We start from the raw sequence: 19,938 nt of genomic DNA on the forward strand, positions 1-19,938 counted from the left end.
GAAGATGAATACTCAAAATAGTTCGGATTGTAGGTAGGCGGCAAGTGATGCTAAGCCCTAGGAGCATACACAAGTATGTGACTAGGGTTAGCGAACGTAGCCAACACCCCTACAATTCGAAATATGAAGAGTATTTATTAGTATTTCATATTCCACTCATTAGGAAGCAATATCTTACTATTTTTCTGCCCCATAAAGTGCCGATAGAATAAGTCATACGACAACACATTTTTCACATAACCGCGAGTTTCTGAGAACGGAATACTTTCAACAAATGCGACCGCATCAATGCGCCCCCCGCTGTTACCTAACCAGCGAGTCACACGGGATGGGCCTGCATTATAAGCCGCACTAGCTAAAATACGGTTATTACCAAATTGCTGATAAACATCTTCCAAATAAGCTGTTCCTAGCTCAATATTGGTTGTCGGGTTAGTCAGTTGGCTCGTATTCACATAATTAATACCCTGCTTCTGTGCGGTATGTTTTGCTGTTGCAGGCATCAACTGCATCAAACCTGTCGCTCCAACCGGTGAACGAGCCTGTGGATTCCACGCACTTTCTTGGCGAGCGATCGCCATTGCATAACTCTTTTGAATATCTTTCGACTTGGTATATAGATTGAATTCTTTGTCCCACGCTAATGGGAAACGCTCTTCTAGGTGATCCCAAAGTTTGGCTGTGATGGTCGCTTGGACACTGAGATCTGCCCATTTATGATCAAACGCATAACGCGCCAATTGCTCTTGCTGGTTTGCTGGCAGCGATGCCACTAAACTCACCCACTCAGAACGGGCAAGGTTATCCATTTCCCAGTACATTAACTCACGAACACGTTGCACTTCAGGCAATTGATCAATACTTGAATCAGGCTTAACCGCACTTTTTACATACACCGGATAGTCAATTTCTAGCACCTGTGCGGCCACCATTGGGTAGAAGCCGCGCTTCTCCGTTAATTGGCGAAGTAATGCCTCTCCTTCCGCTTTTTTGCCTGCATCAATTAACGTGATAGCCTGCCAATACTGCCACTCTTCTTTATTTTTGACATCTGCTGGCAAGCGTTTTAGCCATGACGCAACACCGGTTTTATCACCAGCTCCTAACGCTAAACGAACACGACGCTCTTTCAATGACGATGAATTACTTTCTTGAATAGTTTCATCACGCCATTGAGCCTGCTCTGGGGTCACATCTCCCATATATTGCCAAGCAACACTGTCTTTAAGTAACTGCTTTTCTGCCATATTCATTTTTTGGGCAGAACTGATGCTATTCAGTACTGTACGAGCCGCATCAGGGGATTGGCGTGCATAACGGCTAAAAGCCGCGATGGTGGCTTGACGAGTAAAATCTGTTGGCGTCATCGTTTTGGCGAATGTCACAACTGAGGCAGGGTCATTTTGTAATTTCACTAACGCATCACCAATCGTTTTATAGCTTGGCGATAAGCGTTTAGCTAAATAACTCGCAATCGAGGTATTGCCCTCTTTTATGGCTAAGTTAATACGCTCAAGGGTCATCTCAGGGGTTAAATAACCCGCTTTTTCCCATTCGTTAAATAATTTATCACAGGCACTCGGCATTGAACGGCCATTTAACCAGGCTTTTTCTGCCCCCTGCCAAGCAATTTGCTTATTTCCCACCGCCCAATTAGCAAAATAAAAATTACATTGTGCTTCGGCAGGTTTTGGCGCTTCAGGGCTAAATTCAAGCAGCGATTTCCACTCTTGGCGGCGAGCTAGTTCGTTGACAAAGCGTGTTTTCAGGTTTTTAGCGACAGGCAAGGTTGGATAGGTATTAATAAACTCCTGAACTTGGCGTGGCGAGATAATATCTAAGTCTTGAGTTAGCTCACGATAAGCGAGATAAGGGTAAAGTGGATAATCATGCAAGGTCGGTAGCAAGCGCTCGACTTCATCCATTTTATTGGCATCCCATGCAACCTTAATTGCCTGATAACGCTCCCGTTGTGCCTGTAAGGAATCCGCCCATACGGTGCTGGAAACCAGCAACATTGTCACAGGTACTGCCGCTAACCAACCTTTCATATTCACTCGCTCCATCGCTAAACTAAAGTCAAAATACAGGAAAAGCCTTAACCTAAATATACCCCAAATAATTCGAGTTGCAGGTAGGCGACAAGCGAAGATAGACGAGAAACATAGATAAACTATGTGACTCGGCGAGCGTAGCGTAGTCACTTATACCTCAACGAAAAGCGCTGCAACTTGAAGGATCATGGATATATTAAACATATATCAATACTATGAATGCTACCGAAAGTTTTTATTTAGTAACAGCAGAGAGTTCTTGAATTTTTCGACTTTACAGTCTTTTACGTATCATTCAGTCCATGAATGACTTAAAACCTTCCCTCCGCGGAAATAAAGGTTTAATGGTGGGGCGTTTTTCCAAAGAAGCTTGCCAAAGTTCATACTGAGCTTGCATCTCAACCCACATTTCAGCACTGGTTCCGAGTGCCATTTCTAATCGTATCGCCATATCTGCCGAAATACCGCTATTACCGTTGAGAATACGCGAGAGAGTTGTACGTGTTACCTCCAATGCTTTTGCAGCTTCAGTGACTGAAATACCCTCTAAATATTCACGTAAAACGATACCCGGATGTACTGGATTATGCATTTTGCTCATTATGTTCACCTTACTTAATGATAATCTTGATAATCAACGAGAATGGCATCTTCACCCTCAAATTTAAATGTGAGTCGCCAGTTTCCATTCACTGATATTGCCCAATGATGCTGCAAATCTCCCCGTTTTAATTGATGGAGATTCCAACTTGGTGCAAACATATCTTGTGGTTTTTTAGCAACATTGAGCGCAGTCAGTTGTACCCGTAACTTTGTTATGTGCTTCGATTGAATACCAGACGTAATGCCCATTTTAAAAAAGTGTTCAATTCCTTTATGTTTAAAACTTTTTATCATGGCCAACTACATGTATAGCGTATAGACACACTATACACCCACGAATTAATAATAGAAAGTCATCAAGCTTGTATCACTGAGAGGGATGGATGATCTTCTGATGTTCAGGTATAGTTCTAGAAAATTATATAGCTGTTTATTAAATGCTTTTCAGCCTAAGCTTGTTAAAGCAAAAATAGACTAAAAAACTAAAATTCCCTTTACAAATCAAAAGGTAAATAAATTGGCTCAATACGTCTACAGTATGTATCGGGTTGGAAAAATTGTTCCACCGAAACGTCATATTTTAAAAAATATCTCTCTGAGCTTCTTTCCGGGGGCTAAGATCGGTGTTTTAGGTCTTAATGGTGCCGGTAAATCAACGTTACTGCGTATTATGGCGGGTATTGATACCGATATCGAAGGTGAAGCACGTCCACAACCAGGTCTGAAAATCGGCTATCTTCCGCAAGAACCGAAGCTAAACCTTGAGCACACCGTACGCGAAGCTGTTGAAGAAGCGGTTAGCGAAGTGAAAAATGCATTAACGCGCTTAGACGAAGTTTATGCGGCTTACGCTGAAGAAGGTGCAGACTTTGATAAACTCGCAAAAGAGCAAGGCGAGTTAGAAGCGATTATTTCCGCGCAAGATGGCCATAACCTTGATAACCAACTGGAGCGTGCAGCAGATGCCCTACGCCTGCCAGCTTGGGATGCCAAAATCGAGAACCTTTCAGGGGGTGAACGCCGCCGTGTGGCAATTTGCCGTCTGCTATTAGAAAAACCAGACATGTTACTGCTCGATGAGCCAACCAACCACTTGGATGCCGAGTCTGTTGCTTGGTTAGAGCGTTTCTTACACGACTACGAAGGGACTGTTGTGGCTATCACGCATGACCGTTACTTCTTAGATAACGTCGCGGGTTGGATCCTCGAACTTGACCGTGGTGAAGGTATTCCTTGGGAAGGCAACTACTCTTCTTGGCTTGAGCAAAAAGATGAACGTCTGGCGCAAGAAGCCTCTACAGAAGCCGCTCGTCGTAAATCTATCGAGAAAGAGCTTGAGTGGATCCGCCAAAATCCAAAAGGCCGTCAGGCTAAAGGTAAAGCGCGTCTTGCTCGTTTTGAAGAGCTTAATAGCGTGGAATATCAAAAACGTAATGAAACCAGCGAACTCTTTATTCCACCTGGACCGCGTTTAGGGGATAAAGTTATCGAGGTTGAAAACCTAAGTAAATCTTATGGTGACCGCGTTCTGATTGATAACCTGAATTTCTCCATTCCTAAAGGGGCGATTGTCGGGATCATCGGCCCTAACGGTGCGGGTAAATCCACCCTGTTCCGTATGATTTCAGGCCAAGAGCAACCGGACTCTGGCTCCATCACATTAGGCGATACCGTGAAAATTGCCTCTGTTGACCAGTTCCGTGATGCGATGGACGACAGCAAAACTGTCTGGGAAGAAATTTCCAACGGCCAAGACATCATGCGTATTGGTAACTTTGAAATTCCAAGCCGCGCTTACGTCGGTCGCTTTAACTTTAAAGGCGTAGACCAAGGTAAACGTGTTGGCGAGTTATCTGGTGGTGAACGCGGCCGTTTACACTTAGCCAAACTACTGCAAGTGGGCGGTAACGTCCTGTTACTCGATGAACCAACCAACGACCTCGACGTTGAAACTTTACGTGCGTTGGAAAACGCCCTGTTAGAGTTCCCGGGCTGTGCTATGGTTATTTCCCATGACCGTTGGTTCCTTGACCGTATTGCAACTCATATCATTGATTATCAAGACGAAGGTAATATTACGTTCTTCGAAGGTAACTTCTCTGAATATGAAGATTACAAAAAACGGACTTTAGGTGCGGAAGCACTTCAACCGCACCGGATGAAGTATAAGCGTATGACCAAATAATCCCTGTCATAATTTAGAATTATAGCGGTGTTGGCTGCTTTCGTGAGCCCTAGTCACATACTGGTGTATGCTCCTAGGGACTCACTCTCTTGCCGCCTACCTATAATTCAAATTATTTAAGGGATCGATATCATATAGATAGAATCAAAACGGCATCATTCGATGCCGTTTTTTATTGTGAGGCTTTATAAGTCATCCAACATCAATAGCTGCTGAACGAGGGTGACACACTCTAAGAAGCGCGTATCGTAATCAGAAGACTCTACACGGACAAACTCAATATTATTTTTCTTAAGCATTTCAATAAGTAAGTTTTGGAAAGCTTTCCTGTCTTTATCACTTCCTAAACTGCGTAACCCATCAGCCACCCAAGGGGTGTTGTTTTCCAAAACTATCACCAAATCGAATCGGTACTCATCAATCAGTGCCTGAACAAATGGGTGTTCTTTACCTTCATAGCGCAAACAGAAGGCTTGGGTCGTGACAAAGTCGGTATCAATAAATGCCACTTTATTGGCATATTTTACTGCGAAATCAATGTACTGAGCATGCCCTAAAGCAATTTTGTCGTAATCAGAATATTGCAATGCCATCTCATCACCACCAAGGTGGCTAAATACGTAGTCACGGCCATATTCCCACGCACTGGATGTATTGAAAATATTGGCTAACTTATTGACTAGCGTCGATTTACCACTCGATTCACCGCCTAAAATCGCCACTTTACGCACAAAGAAGGGTTTCACTTCAGTTGGAATATATTCCCAATAACGAAATGGCGCTTGGCGAATTTGGTTACCACTGATATTCATAAACGTGCGCTCAGGGTCAATCAAAATGGTTTCGATACCTAAGTATTTTTTATAGCGCGGAGCGTCATTCGCTTCCCCTGAATAGATAAAACTCGGATTGATATTATGCTTTTTCAAAAAGCCTTTCATTCCGTCACTCCACACTTCCCAACCATGTGGATAGGGCTCTATGCCGTTTTCATCAAACGAGTGAATATGAATATTTTTTTGATATTTAAAGGTTTGTAATAACCACCGTAAACGGTCGCTCACAGTGGGTTGTTGAGACATAGAACTGTTAACAAACAAGTCTTTATCGCGAGGTTCATCATGGCAGAGAATGACGTGAAGTTCATCCACTTGGCTGCATGCTCGCTGAATCAAATAAATATGCCCAGTATGCAATGGATAAAATTTGCCAAACACCACACCGATCGTTTTTTGCTGATTTGGATATTCAAGGCCTAAAAAACGATGCAAAGCCGCTATTTTTTGTGCGCTGGGGCTCTTAATTTTGTCGTTAATTAACTGGCTGAGATAGCCTTTGGTCATATCTGTCGCATCCGCAACTTGCTGGAGCGTGTAACCCGCTCGTTTGATTGCGTTTTTGAGATAGTCAAATTCAGCCATGTATTTTCCTTTTACCTAAATTAAAAGCTTATAGTTCATCCAAAATACTTAATGCATCCGCTAATTTTTTTACGCCATACACTTTCATATCTGGCGGTGATTTTTTGGGCATATTCGCATGAGGCACAATAGCGCGTTTAAAACCGTGTTTTGCTGCTTCAGAGATACGTTCCTGCCCACTTGGTACAGGGCGAATTTCCCCTGCGAGCCCCACTTCACCAAATACGACCAGATCTCTAGGCAATGGACGATCACGAAAACTGGAAACCAAAGAAAGTAATAAGGCTAAATCCGCACTGGTTTCAGTCACTTTTACCCCACCCACGACGTTAACAAAAACGTCTTGGTCTGACATTTGCAAACCACCATGACGGTGTAATACGGCCAATAAAATGGCCAAACGGTTTTGCTCAAGCCCAACCGCAACACGCCGTGGGTTCGACATCATTGAATGGTCCACAAGCGCTTGGATTTCCACCAGCAAAGGCCGTGTTCCTTCCCAAACTACCATCACGGAGCTTCCTGAAGTAATTTCATCACCACGACTTAAAAAGATTGCCGAAGGGTTACTCACTTCTTTAAGCCCTTGTTCTGTCATGGCAAACACGCCTAATTCATTGACTGCACCGAAACGGTTTTTATGGCTACGCAAAGTACGGAAGCGATTATCTGCATCGCCATCTAACATGATAGAACAGTCAATACAGTGTTCGAGAACTTTTGGTCCCGCCAGTGAGCCATCTTTGGTGACGTGACCGACCATTATGATGGCAACACCACGCGTTTTGGCGAAGCGAGTGAGATAAGCCGCGGTTTCTCTCACTTGTGCCACACTCCCCGGTGATGATTGAATGTCAGCCATATGCATCACTTGGATGGAGTCAATCACCATCAGTTTGGGTTGTTCTTGCTCTGCGGTTAAGCAAATTTGCTCAATACTGGTTTCTGACAGCATATTGAGTGAGTCAGTCGGTAGCCCTAAACGGTGTGCTCGCATCGCCACTTGTTGAAGTGATTCTTCCCCTGTGACGTACAGGGTTTTCATTTCACGTGACAATAAGCACATGGTTTGCAGCAATAAGGTACTTTTACCCGCTCCCGGATTCCCCCCAATAAGGATAGCACTTCCGGGCACGACGCCACCGCCTAGCACGCGGTCAAATTCTTTAAACCCAGTGGTAAAACGAGGGAGTTCTTCAAGGCTAATGTCAGATAATTTCTGAACTTTGCTCACACCAGCCGCATTACCTGCATACCCCGTTAAGCGGTCATTACGCGATGAAGAGCTTGTGGAGGCCAGGCGCACTTCTGTAATGGTATTCCATGCATGACAAGCACTACATTGCCCTTGCCAACGTGGATAATCCGCCCCGCAATCATTACAGACAAACGCTCTCTTAACCCCTTTCGCCACAGCAAACCCCTCTTAAAATTATTCTGTATTACAACCGACGAACCACAGCACTCAAAATGATCTTAAAATTTTGAATACTAATTTGGCTTAATATTCAAAATGGATGGTGTTGTAGCAAGGCGGCAAGTAAAGCTAAGCCCTAGGAGCATACACAAGTATGTGACTAGGGTTAGCGAGCGCGGCCAACACAGCTACAGCGCAATCCATGACGAATATTAGCGTTCTTCGTGTTTGAGGCCCCCACTCAATACACACATCACCCCCATGAGATCTGCGTGACGAATAGCGACCTTCGCCCTTGCATACACCTTTGGTTTCGCATGATAAGCAATACCCAGCCCCGCTTTACGGATCATCTTCAGGTCATTTGCCCCGTCACCGATGGCAACAGTTTGCTCGATTGGAATTTCCAGTTTTTCTGCCAGCTTAACCAAGGTTTGCGCTTTATATTTTGCATCCACAATTGGGCCTCTGACCTTGCCTGTTAGCTTACCGTTTTTCACTTCTAGCTGGTTCGCAACAGCAGCCACCAATTTAAGCCGTTGACGTAAATTATCCGCAAAGAAAGTAAAACCGCCGGATGCTATCGCAATGTGCCAATTCATCGCTTGTAATTTACGCACGAGGTTTGTTAAACCTGGCATCAAAGGCAGTGTTTCCATCACTTGGTCAAGAATAGCGGCATCTGCACCTTCAAGTAAGCTGACTCGCGCTCGTAGGCTTTCCGTAAAATCGAGCTCCCCTAGCATGGCTCTCTCAGTCACTTCAGCCACCTGCTCCCCCACTCCGGCTAAGCGAGCAATTTCATCGATACATTCAATTTGAATAGCTGTCGAGTCCATATCCATCAGTAATAGACCCGGTGAACGCAAACGTGGAATTTGCCCCAATGGCACGACATCTAATAAACATTCGTCAGCGAGTTTTTTAATTCGAGGGGTAATACTCCCGGCAATTCTGACCACTTGGTAGTCATCAATACGCCACGAGGAGACAATTACGATAGCGATCCCTAATCGCTGTTGGAAATTACTGATCCGCGCTTTATCTAAGCCACGACCATATAGTAACCACCCACTGTCACCTGCACGATAATCCAATGGCATCACTTCTTCACCGCTTAACGACAATGGCAACCCCGGCCATTTTTGGATTTCGTCGGGTAGATAACAATAGGTTAAGCTCGTTGACATGAAAATTAGCTCCTGTAATCGATATACTCGTCATACTTCAAGTTGTCTGGTTGTTGACTACGCTCAGCTAGCCGAATCACATACTTGTGTATGTTCATCGGACTATCTTCGTTTGTCGCCTACATACAACTCGAATTATTTAGAGTGTAACTTTTTTATAATGAGAGTTGCGAGCAGCCGAACGAAGCCACTATACTAAATTTTAAGGCTTTATGACCTTATGTATTTACTGTTAAAACGGAAGATAACCCTATATTCGCTGAAGTATAACGACACCTTTATACTCAAAATAAGTCGAGAGCACCAATAAAGCAATGAAACTTACCTTTAAGCTCCACAAAACAGTTATTATCGTTATCTGCGTTGCGCTGGTAACTTTACTCATGCATGGTATTTCTTATTTAGGAAATAGCCAAAACCAAGGCCGAATTGAGCAATTTAAACAATTGACCTATGTTCTTGCTAAGCAAGTCGCTTTCAGCTTATCTGATTATATTGTTCCCGGCAGTAAAGATTTTAATTTAGAACGAATTAATGCCAATTTAAATAACGTGGTAAAAGATAGGTATATTTTAGATGCCAGCATCTATACGGCCAGTGGCACACTGATCACTCAAGTCGGTGAGCCTGCAACGGTAAAAGAACGGCTCGCAATAGATGACAACTCATCACTGCAAAATTTTCAATACCAACTTGTCGTTCCCATCCAAGGCACAAAAGAGCCAAAAGGCTATTTACGTTTAACTATTGATACAGAGCTCCTTTCCGCTGAAATTCAACAAGCCGATAACAGCACCAATGTATTGCGAATTTTTATTCTACTCGCCTTATGTATTGGCTTCGTTTTAGCCAATACATTACTGCGTTTAAAGAAAAAGAAAGGCCACAAGCAAGCCCCACCGCTAGTCGTTAATACGGATGAAAATCAAGATGATAATGAAGACGATGAGAGTAATGAAGACGACAATCAAGGAAGCAAAGCGCCCCCGGCAACGAAGCCTGCACGTTTAAAACGAAAAAAAGAACAGCGGCCTTATCGCCCTAAGCGGCCTACCCCAAAAAACAAGCCCAATTCGTCTGATAAATAGCCCCCAAAAGGGCTATTCGGTTGAATTTAAATAGAGGTTGTGTCGAACACAATTGGCGCAACAAACTCGACTTGGCCATCGACCAACAATGTTTCTGGTGGCATAGGGAAAGGCGCTGCACGTGAAATTGTCGCCAATGCTTCTTTATCCAATATTTTTGTACCGGATGAATTCAATAAACTGGCGGCAATCACTTCACCCCGTCTATCCAAAATCACTTTGATATGAGAGACCCCTGTTGAACGGTAACGCAGTGCTGCACGCGGGTAGCGCTTAGTTTTGGCTATCCGCTGATGAACCTCACTTTGCCAACCTTGGTGCCCACTTACTGCCGCAGACGCATTACTGGAAAAATTCGCACTGCTGCTAGATTCACTTCCAGATGCAGGAGCGGAAGTCACCGTAGACTCCTGCGTGGTAACAGGGGCTTCTTCGATTACTCTTTTCTCTTGCGGAATTTTCTTTTTCGGTGGGCGTTTTTTTTCGCTAACTTTTGTTAACGTGCCATTATCTACGATCGCAGTCTCAGGTAATTTATCCACCTTTTCAACAACTTCAGGTAATGACTCCTCTCGCGTTGTCATCTGTTGTTTAGGTGCATGGTTAATTTCAGGCTCTGTCTGTTGTTCAAGCTGATAAACACCCAGCTGCAACGAGATTGCCGGAGGTAACACCCCAGTCTTCGGAATTGAAGAGGTAAACCACCCGATAAAAATGATTGCCAGTGTTCCATGGAAAAGACAACTTAAAACCAAACCGCCTAGTGGACGGAAAATCGGGCGCTCTAACTGGCCCGTCATACTGCTCATATTCTGCCTCACGACTTTATTTTTTGCAGATTATAGGCATAATACAAACAAAAATGATATTCATTATTATTAGTAAAAACACAATTATTAAAACAACTTATTGATTTAAATAATAAAGTAATCTGAGCAGATTATTAATCAGCACAATTGTGCTCTTTTATGACATTAACACCAGTAAAATGACTATTGATAAATCTCTTGCCCGTAAAATTAGCGGTGCGTATCAGTCAACATATAGCCAACTTGTGCGCTTTTTCCGCAATCGGCTAGATAACAGCAATGATGCTGATGATTTATCACAGGATGTGTTTACACTATGGCTAAACCGTAAAGAACAAACGCCTGTAAAAGAGAGCCGCGCTTACCTGTTTAAAATTGCGAATCATGTTTTGATTGACCATTGGCGACGTAACCAACGCCAAACTAGATCAGAAACATCCATTGATGATGTTACTCATGAGTCTCATTTTGAACAGAGCCAAGCTGATCCCAGTGAAATATTGGAACATCAGCAACGGATCCAACGGCTAAGCGAAGCACTTGAAACGTTGCCACCCCGTCGACGAGAAGCTTTTTTGCTTTATCGTTTTGATGGTTTATCTCAAAGTGAGATTGCTGAGCGAATGGAAATTTCAATCAGTATGGTGGAAAAACATATTGCAGCAGCACTTGTTCACTGTAAAAAACACCTTGATAATCAGGGCAATAATTTGTAATGACACACGACTCTTTGCAAACAGCAGATGATGAAAGTCGCATTGATGAAGAAGCTGCGGTGTGGTTTACCCGCATGCACAGCCAACGAATCAGTGCCCTTGAAACTGAGCAATTCAGACAATGGATTGCAGCGTCACCTGAACATGCAAGAGCTTATGATGCCATCGCTGAGCTATGGCGCGATTTTGATCACATGCCGCGCCCTGCTAGCACAACACTCCCCAAGGAAAAACGCCCTTTTTTTCGCTTATGGCGCCCTTTGGGCAATACCCTAGCGGCATTTTTCATTGCGGCTATTTTGTTTTTGCCATACAGCCACTTGCCTGCAATGTTGCTCAATAATATGACTTTAGTGGCAACGAATACGCCTAAAGAAGTCACATTGCCTGATGGCTCCCAGCTATTTCTCAACCGCAATACACGCATTCATGTTGCCTATGAAACCCCAGTACGTAACCTGTATCTAGAACAGGGAAATGTTTACTTCAAAGTCAAATCCAACCCTTATCGGCCTTTTGTTGTTCAAGCTGATAACCGACGTATTCAAGTGGTGGGGACAGAATTTGAAATTAACAAAGTGGCTCAGCAAGTTGCCGTGAATGTCAGCAAAGGCATTGTCAGTTTTGAAGATGCAGCAAGCAAACAGCCAGTATTCTTACTTGCCGGAGACAGCGCAGTCAGTCAATCACCAAATAGCCCAATCACTCGCCAACAAATCAACCCGCTAGATGTGGCTCGTTGGCGTTTTGGTGAGTTAATTTTTGTTGATAAACCGCTTTCAGAGGTACTCGACGAACTTAAAAACTATTCGTCGATAAATATTGAGCTTTCCCCTACTCAATTGGCGAAGAGTAAAATCTCAGGTCGCATCAATACCCATCAGCCAGAACAGTTTTTTCAGGCCCTTCCCTCTTTACTTCCCGTACAAGTCGTCTATCGAGACAAAAATAACGTATTGATTATCCAAAACAAAAAAAATAAATGAAAAATATTTTCATTTGCAGGTGAGGATAATTCTCATTTCACCCTCTTCTTAACTAGTCATCATTTTGCTGACCTATTTTCGCACACTTTTTGTGCAGCTTAAGAATAAGGGATATCCATGTCTATTCAGTTTACTCAAAGCCGATTAAGGCCGCTCGCCCTTGCTGTGGCGGTCAGTAGTGCTATTACTTGTCAAGTTGCCTTCGCGCAAGAAATGAATTTTTCATTACCAGAACAATCACTTGCTACCTCTATCGCTGAAATTAGCCGCCAAGGGCAAATCCAATTGCTCTATGATAAAGGCCAATTAAGTGGCTTACGCGCACCTGCATTGTCTGGCAACTACTCCGCACAAACCGCATTACAAAAAATACTCATCGGTAGCGGATTAGAGTTAATCAATGAAAATGGTGTTTTCGTTATTCGTCAGCAAAATTTAAACCAAGGCACATTGGTATTACCAGAAACCCAAGTCTCTGGCGTTGTTCAGAACCACCCTGCGACAGATGTGATATCAGCACCGCAATACGTGACGTCTGAAGAAATTAGCCAAAGAAATACGGGTGATGGCAATATTACGGATTTGATGAAAACTAACCCTGCTGTCCAATTTGCCAATAATGACAGCAACTCAATGAACCAAGGGGAAATCAAACCTTCCCGCATCTCAATTCATGGTTCAAGCAGTTACCAAAATGCCTATCGCCTTGATGGCGTAAGCTTTAACAACGATTTTGACCCTGCAGACAACGGTCTCGGTGAAACTTCAACCCGCCTGAGCAGTAGCGACCAAGGGATCTATATCGATAGCCGCCTTATCGACAGCATGACAGTGTATGACAATAACATTCCAGTCGAATTTGGCGGATTTACGGGGGGAACAGTGGAAGTCAATAGCCGTCGCTGGCAAGGGGAAAATAGCGCTCACGCCTATTACCGCTTAACCCGTTCCGGTTGGAATAATTTGTTCCACGATTCATCGCAAGGGATTGATACCACCAAAAATGATACCGCCAACCCAGCTCGTTTCCAAAACCGCTATGATAAAAATGACTTTGGTGGCTGGTTTGAATTAGGGGTGAGTGAAAATTCAGGGTTAGTTTTCTCCGCTTCACGTCGTAGTTCGACTATTCCAATGACCGTCACGGGCGGGGAAGCCTTTGTGCTGGAAAATAACCAAGTCGAGCCGATCACCTCTGATTCAGGAAAGAAAAATCAGCGCCGTACTTCAGATAATTACTTTTTAAAATATTCATTGGATCTATCCAATAAGAGCTCATTAGATTTATCTGCTAATTACGCCAATTACGATAGCCGCCTTTTTTCATCTTCAATCAGCAACTCTGGCTATGATTCAACCCACAATGGGTTAGGCTTTACCGCAGTCTTCAAACACCAGCTAGATTTAGGTCAATTGGAAATCACTGCCAATACGCAAGATTTAAAAGATGACCGAAAAAATGACCAGAAATACTCACTAACGATCAGGGCATTCGACGACAATTGGAATATGATTGAACGCAATAGCGGAGGTCTTGGCGACTTAGAATCCAAGCAAAAAACTCACGGACTAAAAACCGTGATGCGTTTTAATTCCCAAGAGGATGCGCTTGGATTAACACACAAGCCAACACTCGGAGCTGAGGTAAATTACACCAAAGGCACCTATATTCGTGATCAAGACTATTTCCGTTACACCTACACTGGCGATATCATTGATGATGATTTATACGATGGTTACTTAAGTAATGTCACTCGGTTTAAAAAAGGCTCGTACTCTGCGGATTATACCAATTACGCCATCTTCCTTGATGACAGTATTCAATATGGCAAATTGAATCTGCGCCCTGGAGTGCGTTTGGATCGCGATGATTTTGTCAATCGTACCAATATCGCCCCACGTTTAAGCGGGACCTACGATGTCTTTGGTGATGGTGCAACCCAATTGATAGCGGGAGCTAACCGTTATTATGGCCGCTCAATGCTTACTTATGCATTATACGGTGCACAAAATGACGGTATGCAAAATTGCATGGGCTGGGACAAAGATTTCGCATGTTCACTTAACCCTGATAATAACAATTGGGATAATCAAAAAGACTATGAAGGGTTAGATTCGCTCAAAACCCCCTATAACGATGAGCTCACTTTAGCACTGCAACAAGAAGTTCTTTCTACCACATGGCGCTTACAATATGTGCACCGTGAAGGCTACGACGAAGTCAGAAATCGCACTAAGTACGATAACCCACGTGACCCAAGTACTCGTAGTATTCGCACCTTCGATAACGGTGGGCGCAGCTCCCACGATACCGTTACGTTATCGGTGAAAAATAGCCAACCGTGGGAATGGGCAGAAGCTTCTCATGTCATGAATGCCTCATTCACTTGGCAACAAAGTGAAAGTAATACGCCAAAAGACTCAGGCTACAGCGCTTACGATCCTGCCAATAAAGTCAACCTCAACAAAGTCTGGTATGACGGCAAGGTCATCGATGCATCGAAACTGCCTTCAACTAGCTTTAATTCACCAATTAAGCTCAACCTCGAGCTCACAAGTGTATGGGATGAATACGATGTTACTTGGTATAACCGTCTACAATGGTGGGGAGCCCGTAGCCAAGCCGTTCGTTATGACAACTCTTATTATAGCGACCCTGAATATGGACAAGTGCGTAAGTACACCAAGCAGCATTTCTCCAGCAAATATACGTGGGATACCCGCTTAGGTTGGAAGCCTGACTTCGCCCATGGTTTTGGTTTCTCAGTCGAAGTGAACAATATTCTTAACAATAAAAATGTTGCTGACCGCTTTGTCTTTGAAGACCGTGTATTGAAGTCCTACGATCCGGGCCGTCAGTTCTGGTTACAAGTCAATTACGACCTGTAATTCCCAGCAATGTGAGCAATAAAACTCGTTAAACAATTAAAACAACAAATGAATAAAACGTCATGAAGACACTGAAACAATTTTTCTATTTAGTAAAACCTTTTTGGGGGCAGCGTGCTGCCCTTTTGTGCTGGATACTGCTGTTTGCCTCACTTGGGCTCACGTTGTCATCCGTCTGGTTCAACGTCAAAATGAACATGTGGAATGGGGATTTCTATAACGCCCTACAAAAACTCGACGGCCAAGCGCTGTATGGCTTATTGCAATACTTTGTTGTCTTAGTCAGTGGGCTGATATTTGTCGTTGTTATGGGTAATTACCTAAAACAAATGCTCATTATCCGCTGGCGCAAAGGCATGACTGAGCAAGTACTCAGCCGTTGGTTATCGCCCAACAGCAAACATTACCTCTTAAGATTAACGTCTCAAGAACCCGATAACCCAGACCAACGTATCGCTGAAGATATCCGTTTACTGATTGAATCAACATTAAATTTAGTGGTGACATTCCTCCACTCAATGCTAACGCTGATTTCATTTGCCGCCATTCTTTGGACATTGTCTGGCAGCCTGTCGTTTAATTTTGCCGATAGCGACTGGACCATCCCCGGTTATATGTTCTGGGCTTGTATCATCTACACCCTCATTGGTATTGCGCTTACCCAATGGATAGGTTTTCCGCTACGTCGCTTGCATATGGATAAACAGCGCCGCGAAGCGGATTACCGTAGCTCGCTAATTAATTGCCGCCAACACGGTGATGCCATTGCGGGGCAGCGTGGCGAAACCCAAGACAGAAAAGAGCTAATGGGGCGATTTGGAGAAATCATCGCCAACTGGAACCGCCTGATCCGTTGTGAACGAAATTTATCTTTCTATACAGTTGGTTACCAGCAAGTTACCGCTTTAGCGCCTGTATTACTCGCACTGCCTAAATTCCTTGCGGGTGAAATTATGTTAGGTGGATTAATGCAGCTACGCCAAGCTTTTACCAGTGTTGCCACTTCATTGGGCTGGTTTATTTTTGCTTATAAAGAAATTGCCGCATGGCAAGCAACAGTATCGCGTTTATATAATTTTGTGGTTTTATTGGAAAACGATAACAAAGCCGTGGTGACTATCGACGAAAAATCGCCACCTCTGGTCGCTAAATTGTCCGTTTCTACTGCTGACAACCGCTGCTTAATTAATTCCGTGAATATAACCGCCAAACAAGGCGAACTAACCTTAATTAGTGGCCGTTCTGGTGTTGGTAAATCGACTTTATTACGCACACTCAGCGGGCATTGGCCTTTCTTCAACGGGACTATCAGCCGAACAGAAAAAGTCATGTGGATCCCACAGCGCCTCTATTTACCCATTAGTCGGCTTGATAGCTTATTGGCTTATCCCAAAGCGGCGTCCCAATTCAGCCAACGAGATTTTCAATATGCCTTGACGTTAGTCGGTTTAGAAAAGCTGCATCATCAATTAGCACTCGAAACCGATTGGAATAACCGTTTATCTGGCGGAGAACAGCAGCGCATTATGTTTGCGCGTTTATTACTCAACCGGCCAAAACTGCTTTTATTAGACGAAACGACCTCAGCCCTTGATGAAACTAGCGCACTAGAGCTGCTCGCTTTATTGAAAGCTGAATTACATGATAGCGCCATTGTTTTGGTTAGCCATCAGAGCTTCGTGACTCAATTTGCGGAACAACACATATTACTCGTGGAACCTGCGAGTGAAAAATTCTTAAATACAGGAACGCCTGAATATGCTTCGTAAAATTACCTTTGCCACACTGATTGGTATTCTGCTCGGTGGCTGCGCAGGCAGCACATCTGTGAGCAAAAATTCAACTTCACTATTACCCGTACGCGGTGACCTTCAGCACTATCAACTCGAAAATGGGCTGCAAGTTTACCTTCTACAACGTAATCAACCTGGGGTTGAACTGCGTTTATTGGTCAGTAGCGGTTCATTACAAGAAAATGAACAACAGCTTGGTCTCGCGCACTTTACTGAACATATGGCGTTTAAAGGCACCAAACATTTTCCGGGAACAACGGGGTTCAAACAGCTTGAACACCAAGGGCTTAAACTCGGTAGCCATGTGAATGCCATTACGAGTTTAAATTCCACGCTATATAAGTTATCACTCCCTGAGGCTACAGCAGCACAAGTCGCCACTGGCTTACAGGTAATGGCAGATTGGGCGTCAAATATGACATTTGACCAAGAAGCCTTTGAAAAAGAACGCCCTGTGATTGTCGAAGAGTGGCGCTTACGCCAAGGGATGGGCTATCGCATCAACGATAGTTTAGAAAAATTACGTTACCACGGTAGCCGTTATGTCGATCGCAACCCCATTGGTTCATTAGATGTGGTACGTCATGCCCCGATTGAGCAGGCAAAAGATTATTACCAAACATGGTACCAACCTCAGCGGATGTCACTATTGATTATTGGTGACTTCAATAGCTCATCAGTACGCAATCAGGTTGATAATTTATTTGCACTCCCTAAGCCCGAAAAAGTGGCAGAAGATAACCCACAATGGAAGCAATTTGCCCATTCAACCAATATGTTAGTGCAAGGTGTGTTTGATAAAGAGCAAGGGGCGCGTTATGTGCAATTCGCCTTACAAAAAGATGTTAGCGCACCGCTAAATACACGCTTAGGGCAGTCCGACGATTTACTGGATAACCTCTGGTTAGCCATTTTAAACCAACGTTTCTCCGTTATGGTGGATAACGGTATTTTGCCGTCAATTAGCATCAATGAACAAGGCGCAATGTTAGATAACCAGCGCTTACAACAGTTGATGATTATCCACCCGAAAGGTAATGATTACCAAGGTGCCACCGAGATTTTATTCACAGAGCTACAGCGCCTTGCCACTGAGCCAGTTACCCAAGAAGAGCTTGATTCAGCAAAGCAAGCGATGTTGAAGAAATTCAGCCTGCAAGCTGCTTCAGAGCAACGTTATAGTAATGAATATTTAGCAGGGCAACTGACAACCGCGCTTGAATATGACATGCCAATGTGGAACAAACGCCAACAGTTAGATAACAGCTACCAATTGATGAAATCCGTTAAGCCACAGGACTTACAACAGCATGTCGCTAAATTCCTACAAACCGCGTCCCCACGTTTAGCATTAATTGGCCCCGATACTGATGCCGCGGCAATTGATAAATCAGCATTTAATCAACAATGGCTTAAAATACGCCAAAGCACACCGGGGCCATTTACACTGCGCTCCAAAGCAATTCAATTGCAATTACCTCAATCCATAAAAGGTAGTATTGTTGAGCAATCTAAGCTGCCGGTTGAAAAAACGGAACATTGGACATTAAGCAACGGCATTCAGGTGATTGTTAAAACAGATAAAAACCTGAAAGATGACATTCAATTTAACTTGCAATTACCGGGCGGCCGCTCGTTAGAAACGCTGCAAACGACAGGTTTAACCGACTGGGCATTAAAATTACCGGAAAGCAGCGGTTATGGAAACTACAGCGCTCGCGATCTGGCTCTGCTGGCAAAGCAAAACCAAATTAGCGTTCGCCCATACAGCGAATTGCTCACGCATGGTTTTCGTGGGAAAACCCCTGTTGATAACCTTGAAACAGCGTTACAGCTACTCAACCTGAAGCTAACAGCGCCGCAATTTAGTGGTGAAAAGTTAGAGCAACAAAAACAATCCTTTGCTTTAAACTTATCCAAAACCCCCGTAGAACGCACGTTCCTTGATAATATCAATCAAGAAAGCTATACCCATGGTGAATTTTTAGTGATCAATCCACAGGGTAGCTGGCAACAATTTACGGCTCAGCAGTTACAACAAGCCAACCGTCAATTACTCACCTCAACAGCAGATATGACACTGGTCATTACAGGTGCAATGAATAGCCGTGAGCTAAAACCGCTGTTAGAGCAATGGGTTGCATCACTGCCACAAAGTAACCAAAAACTGGTATCCCGCGACCAAGGGATCATGCCCAAAATGGCCAGCTTTAATAAAACTTATCCCATCAGCAGCAGTGATAAAAGCATGGTAAGCATTCAATTCGCTTCGCCAGCAGTGTGGAACCAGCAAGACAGCTTAGCGATTCAACTTATTGATACCATTGTGAGTCAGCGTTTGCGCGGTGAATTACGTGAAAAAGCCAGCGGCATTTATGCATTAGGCTTCTCGCAGATGTTAGCGAAGAAACCGCAACCTTATTACCTCGCTCGCTTGAATTTCACCACCTCACCTGAACGAGCCGAAGAAATGACGCAAATCGCCCAAAAAACGATTGGACAAATTCGTCAAACAGGTGTGAGTGAAAAAGAGCTAACCGAAGCGAAAAATATTTGGCTAACAGAGAACTCACAAGTGACGGATAGTTCAAGCTATTGGACTGAGGCTCTAGCGCAGATTGCCAGCGATGATGGGCAATATCAGCGTTTAAACCAAGAGCAAGATATTATTCGCCAGTTAACGGTTGAAGATATTAACCGCTTGGCTCGTCAATACTTAGGGCAAAATTCAAAAGTATTTATGATGACGCCTTGATATGAGTAAAAATTAGCCCGTAAATACAACGG

14 protein-coding genes are annotated in these 19,938 nt (G+C 43.8%); 7 read left to right on the top strand and 7 right to left on the bottom strand.

Features of this window, described 5'->3' with window-relative positions; all coding sequences use genetic code 11:
• Nucleotides 1-137: 137 nt before the first annotated feature.
• The 3 genes from sltY to PR800_RS12580 all read right to left on the bottom strand — a co-directional run bounded on the left by sltY (nucleotide 138) and on the right by PR800_RS12580 (nucleotide 2,951).
• A complete protein-coding gene (sltY, locus tag PR800_RS12570) occupies nucleotides 138-2,051 on the bottom strand; it encodes a murein transglycosylase (protein ID WP_272530947.1) in 1,914 nt (637 codons plus the stop codon).
• A gap of 298 nt (nucleotides 2,052-2,349) precedes the next feature.
• Complete coding sequence (locus tag PR800_RS12575; protein WP_210844524.1) at nucleotides 2,350-2,655, bottom strand: HigA family addiction module antitoxin; 306 nt, start codon at nucleotides 2,653-2,655, stop codon at nucleotides 2,350-2,352.
• Nucleotides 2,656-2,669: 14 nt separating this feature from the next.
• Nucleotides 2,670-2,951, bottom strand: coding sequence for a type II toxin-antitoxin system RelE/ParE family toxin (locus PR800_RS12580; protein ID WP_102138953.1), 282 nt, complete (start codon nucleotides 2,949-2,951; stop codon nucleotides 2,670-2,672).
• 223 nt (nucleotides 2,952-3,174) lie between these two features.
• On the opposite strand from PR800_RS12580, the gene ettA reads away from it, so the two are divergent.
• Entirely contained in the window at nucleotides 3,175-4,842 is a 1,668-nt protein-coding gene (ettA, locus tag PR800_RS12585) for an energy-dependent translational throttle protein EttA (RefSeq protein ID WP_004914750.1), read from the top strand.
• Nucleotides 4,843-5,027: 185 nt separating this feature from the next.
• Here the strand turns inward: ettA and nadR are convergent, their stop codons facing one another.
• The 3 genes from nadR to serB form a co-directional block, all read right to left on the bottom strand.
• A complete protein-coding gene (gene nadR / locus PR800_RS12590; RefSeq protein ID WP_102138952.1) occupies nucleotides 5,028-6,263 on the bottom strand; it encodes a multifunctional transcriptional regulator/nicotinamide-nucleotide adenylyltransferase/ribosylnicotinamide kinase NadR in 1,236 nt (411 codons plus the stop codon).
• 28 nt (nucleotides 6,264-6,291) lie between these two features.
• Nucleotides 6,292-7,677 (bottom strand): DNA repair protein RadA, encoded by a 1,386-nt coding sequence (radA, locus tag PR800_RS12595; RefSeq protein ID WP_102138951.1) that lies wholly within the window; start codon nucleotides 7,675-7,677, stop codon nucleotides 6,292-6,294.
• Nucleotides 7,678-7,892: 215 nt separating this feature from the next.
• Nucleotides 7,893-8,870: a phosphoserine phosphatase gene (gene serB, locus PR800_RS12600; RefSeq protein ID WP_102138950.1), complete on the bottom strand. Its 978-nt coding sequence runs from the start codon at nucleotides 8,868-8,870 to the stop codon at nucleotides 7,893-7,895.
• A gap of 314 nt (nucleotides 8,871-9,184) precedes the next feature.
• Between serB and PR800_RS12605 the strand changes: the two genes are divergently transcribed.
• Complete coding sequence (locus tag PR800_RS12605) at nucleotides 9,185-9,958, top strand: AhpA/YtjB family protein (protein ID WP_102138949.1); 774 nt, start codon at nucleotides 9,185-9,187, stop codon at nucleotides 9,956-9,958.
• Between the two features lie 26 nt (nucleotides 9,959-9,984).
• On the opposite strand, the gene PR800_RS12610 is transcribed toward PR800_RS12605, so the two are convergent.
• Nucleotides 9,985-10,767: an energy transducer TonB gene (locus PR800_RS12610; RefSeq protein ID WP_272530951.1), complete on the bottom strand. Its 783-nt coding sequence runs from the start codon at nucleotides 10,765-10,767 to the stop codon at nucleotides 9,985-9,987.
• A gap of 179 nt (nucleotides 10,768-10,946) precedes the next feature.
• On the opposite strand from PR800_RS12610, the gene PR800_RS12615 reads away from it, so the two are divergent.
• The 5 genes from PR800_RS12615 to PR800_RS12635 all read left to right on the top strand — a co-directional run bounded on the left by PR800_RS12615 (nucleotide 10,947) and on the right by PR800_RS12635 (nucleotide 19,906).
• Nucleotides 10,947-11,483 (top strand): RNA polymerase sigma factor, encoded by a 537-nt coding sequence (locus tag PR800_RS12615; RefSeq protein WP_102139067.1) that lies wholly within the window; start codon nucleotides 10,947-10,949, stop codon nucleotides 11,481-11,483.
• Complete coding sequence (locus PR800_RS12620) at nucleotides 11,483-12,469, top strand: FecR family protein (protein ID WP_272530953.1); 987 nt, start codon at nucleotides 11,483-11,485, stop codon at nucleotides 12,467-12,469. The genes PR800_RS12615 and PR800_RS12620 overlap by 1 nt, the downstream gene beginning before the upstream one ends.
• Nucleotides 12,470-12,586: 117 nt before the next feature.
• Nucleotides 12,587-15,358: a secretin and TonB N-terminal domain-containing protein gene (locus PR800_RS12625; RefSeq protein WP_272530954.1), complete on the top strand. Its 2,772-nt coding sequence runs from the start codon at nucleotides 12,587-12,589 to the stop codon at nucleotides 15,356-15,358.
• Between the two features lie 62 nt (nucleotides 15,359-15,420).
• Complete coding sequence (locus tag PR800_RS12630; RefSeq protein ID WP_102138945.1) at nucleotides 15,421-17,127, top strand: ABC transporter ATP-binding protein/permease; 1,707 nt, start codon at nucleotides 15,421-15,423, stop codon at nucleotides 17,125-17,127.
• A complete protein-coding gene (locus PR800_RS12635; RefSeq protein ID WP_272530955.1) occupies nucleotides 17,117-19,906 on the top strand; it encodes a M16 family metallopeptidase in 2,790 nt (929 codons plus the stop codon). Before PR800_RS12630 ends, PR800_RS12635 begins: the two co-directional genes overlap by 11 nt.
• Nucleotides 19,907-19,938: the final 32 nt, after the last annotated feature.

The sequence above is a fragment of the Providencia sp. PROV205 genome (assembly GCF_028479505.1).
GTDB classification, from domain to species: Bacteria; Pseudomonadota; Gammaproteobacteria; order Enterobacterales; family Enterobacteriaceae; genus Providencia; species Providencia huaxiensis.

Coding starts and splice junctions, on each gene's coding strand:
- sltY (WP_272530947.1), bottom strand. CDS start 2,051: ATGAAAGGTTGGTTAGCGGCAGTACCTGTGACAATGTTGCTGGTTTCC.
- PR800_RS12575 (WP_210844524.1), bottom strand. CDS start 2,655: ATGAGCAAAATGCATAATCCAGTACATCCGGGTATCGTTTTACGTGAA.
- PR800_RS12580 (WP_102138953.1), bottom strand. CDS start 2,951: ATGATAAAAAGTTTTAAACATAAAGGAATTGAACACTTTTTTAAAATG.
- nadR (WP_102138952.1), bottom strand. CDS start 6,263: ATGGCTGAATTTGACTATCTCAAAAACGCAATCAAACGAGCGGGTTAC.
- serB (WP_102138950.1), bottom strand. CDS start 8,870: ATGTCAACGAGCTTAACCTATTGTTATCTACCCGACGAAATCCAAAAA.
- PR800_RS12605 (WP_102138949.1), top strand. CDS start 9,185: ATGAAACTTACCTTTAAGCTCCACAAAACAGTTATTATCGTTATCTGC.
- PR800_RS12610 (WP_272530951.1), bottom strand. CDS start 10,767: ATGAGCAGTATGACGGGCCAGTTAGAGCGCCCGATTTTCCGTCCACTA.
- PR800_RS12615 (WP_102139067.1), top strand. CDS start 10,947: ATGACTATTGATAAATCTCTTGCCCGTAAAATTAGCGGTGCGTATCAG.
- PR800_RS12620 (WP_272530953.1), top strand. CDS start 11,483: ATGACACACGACTCTTTGCAAACAGCAGATGATGAAAGTCGCATTGAT.
- PR800_RS12625 (WP_272530954.1), top strand. CDS start 12,587: ATGTCTATTCAGTTTACTCAAAGCCGATTAAGGCCGCTCGCCCTTGCT.
- PR800_RS12630 (WP_102138945.1), top strand. CDS start 15,421: ATGAAGACACTGAAACAATTTTTCTATTTAGTAAAACCTTTTTGGGGG.
- PR800_RS12635 (WP_272530955.1), top strand. CDS start 17,117: ATGCTTCGTAAAATTACCTTTGCCACACTGATTGGTATTCTGCTCGGT.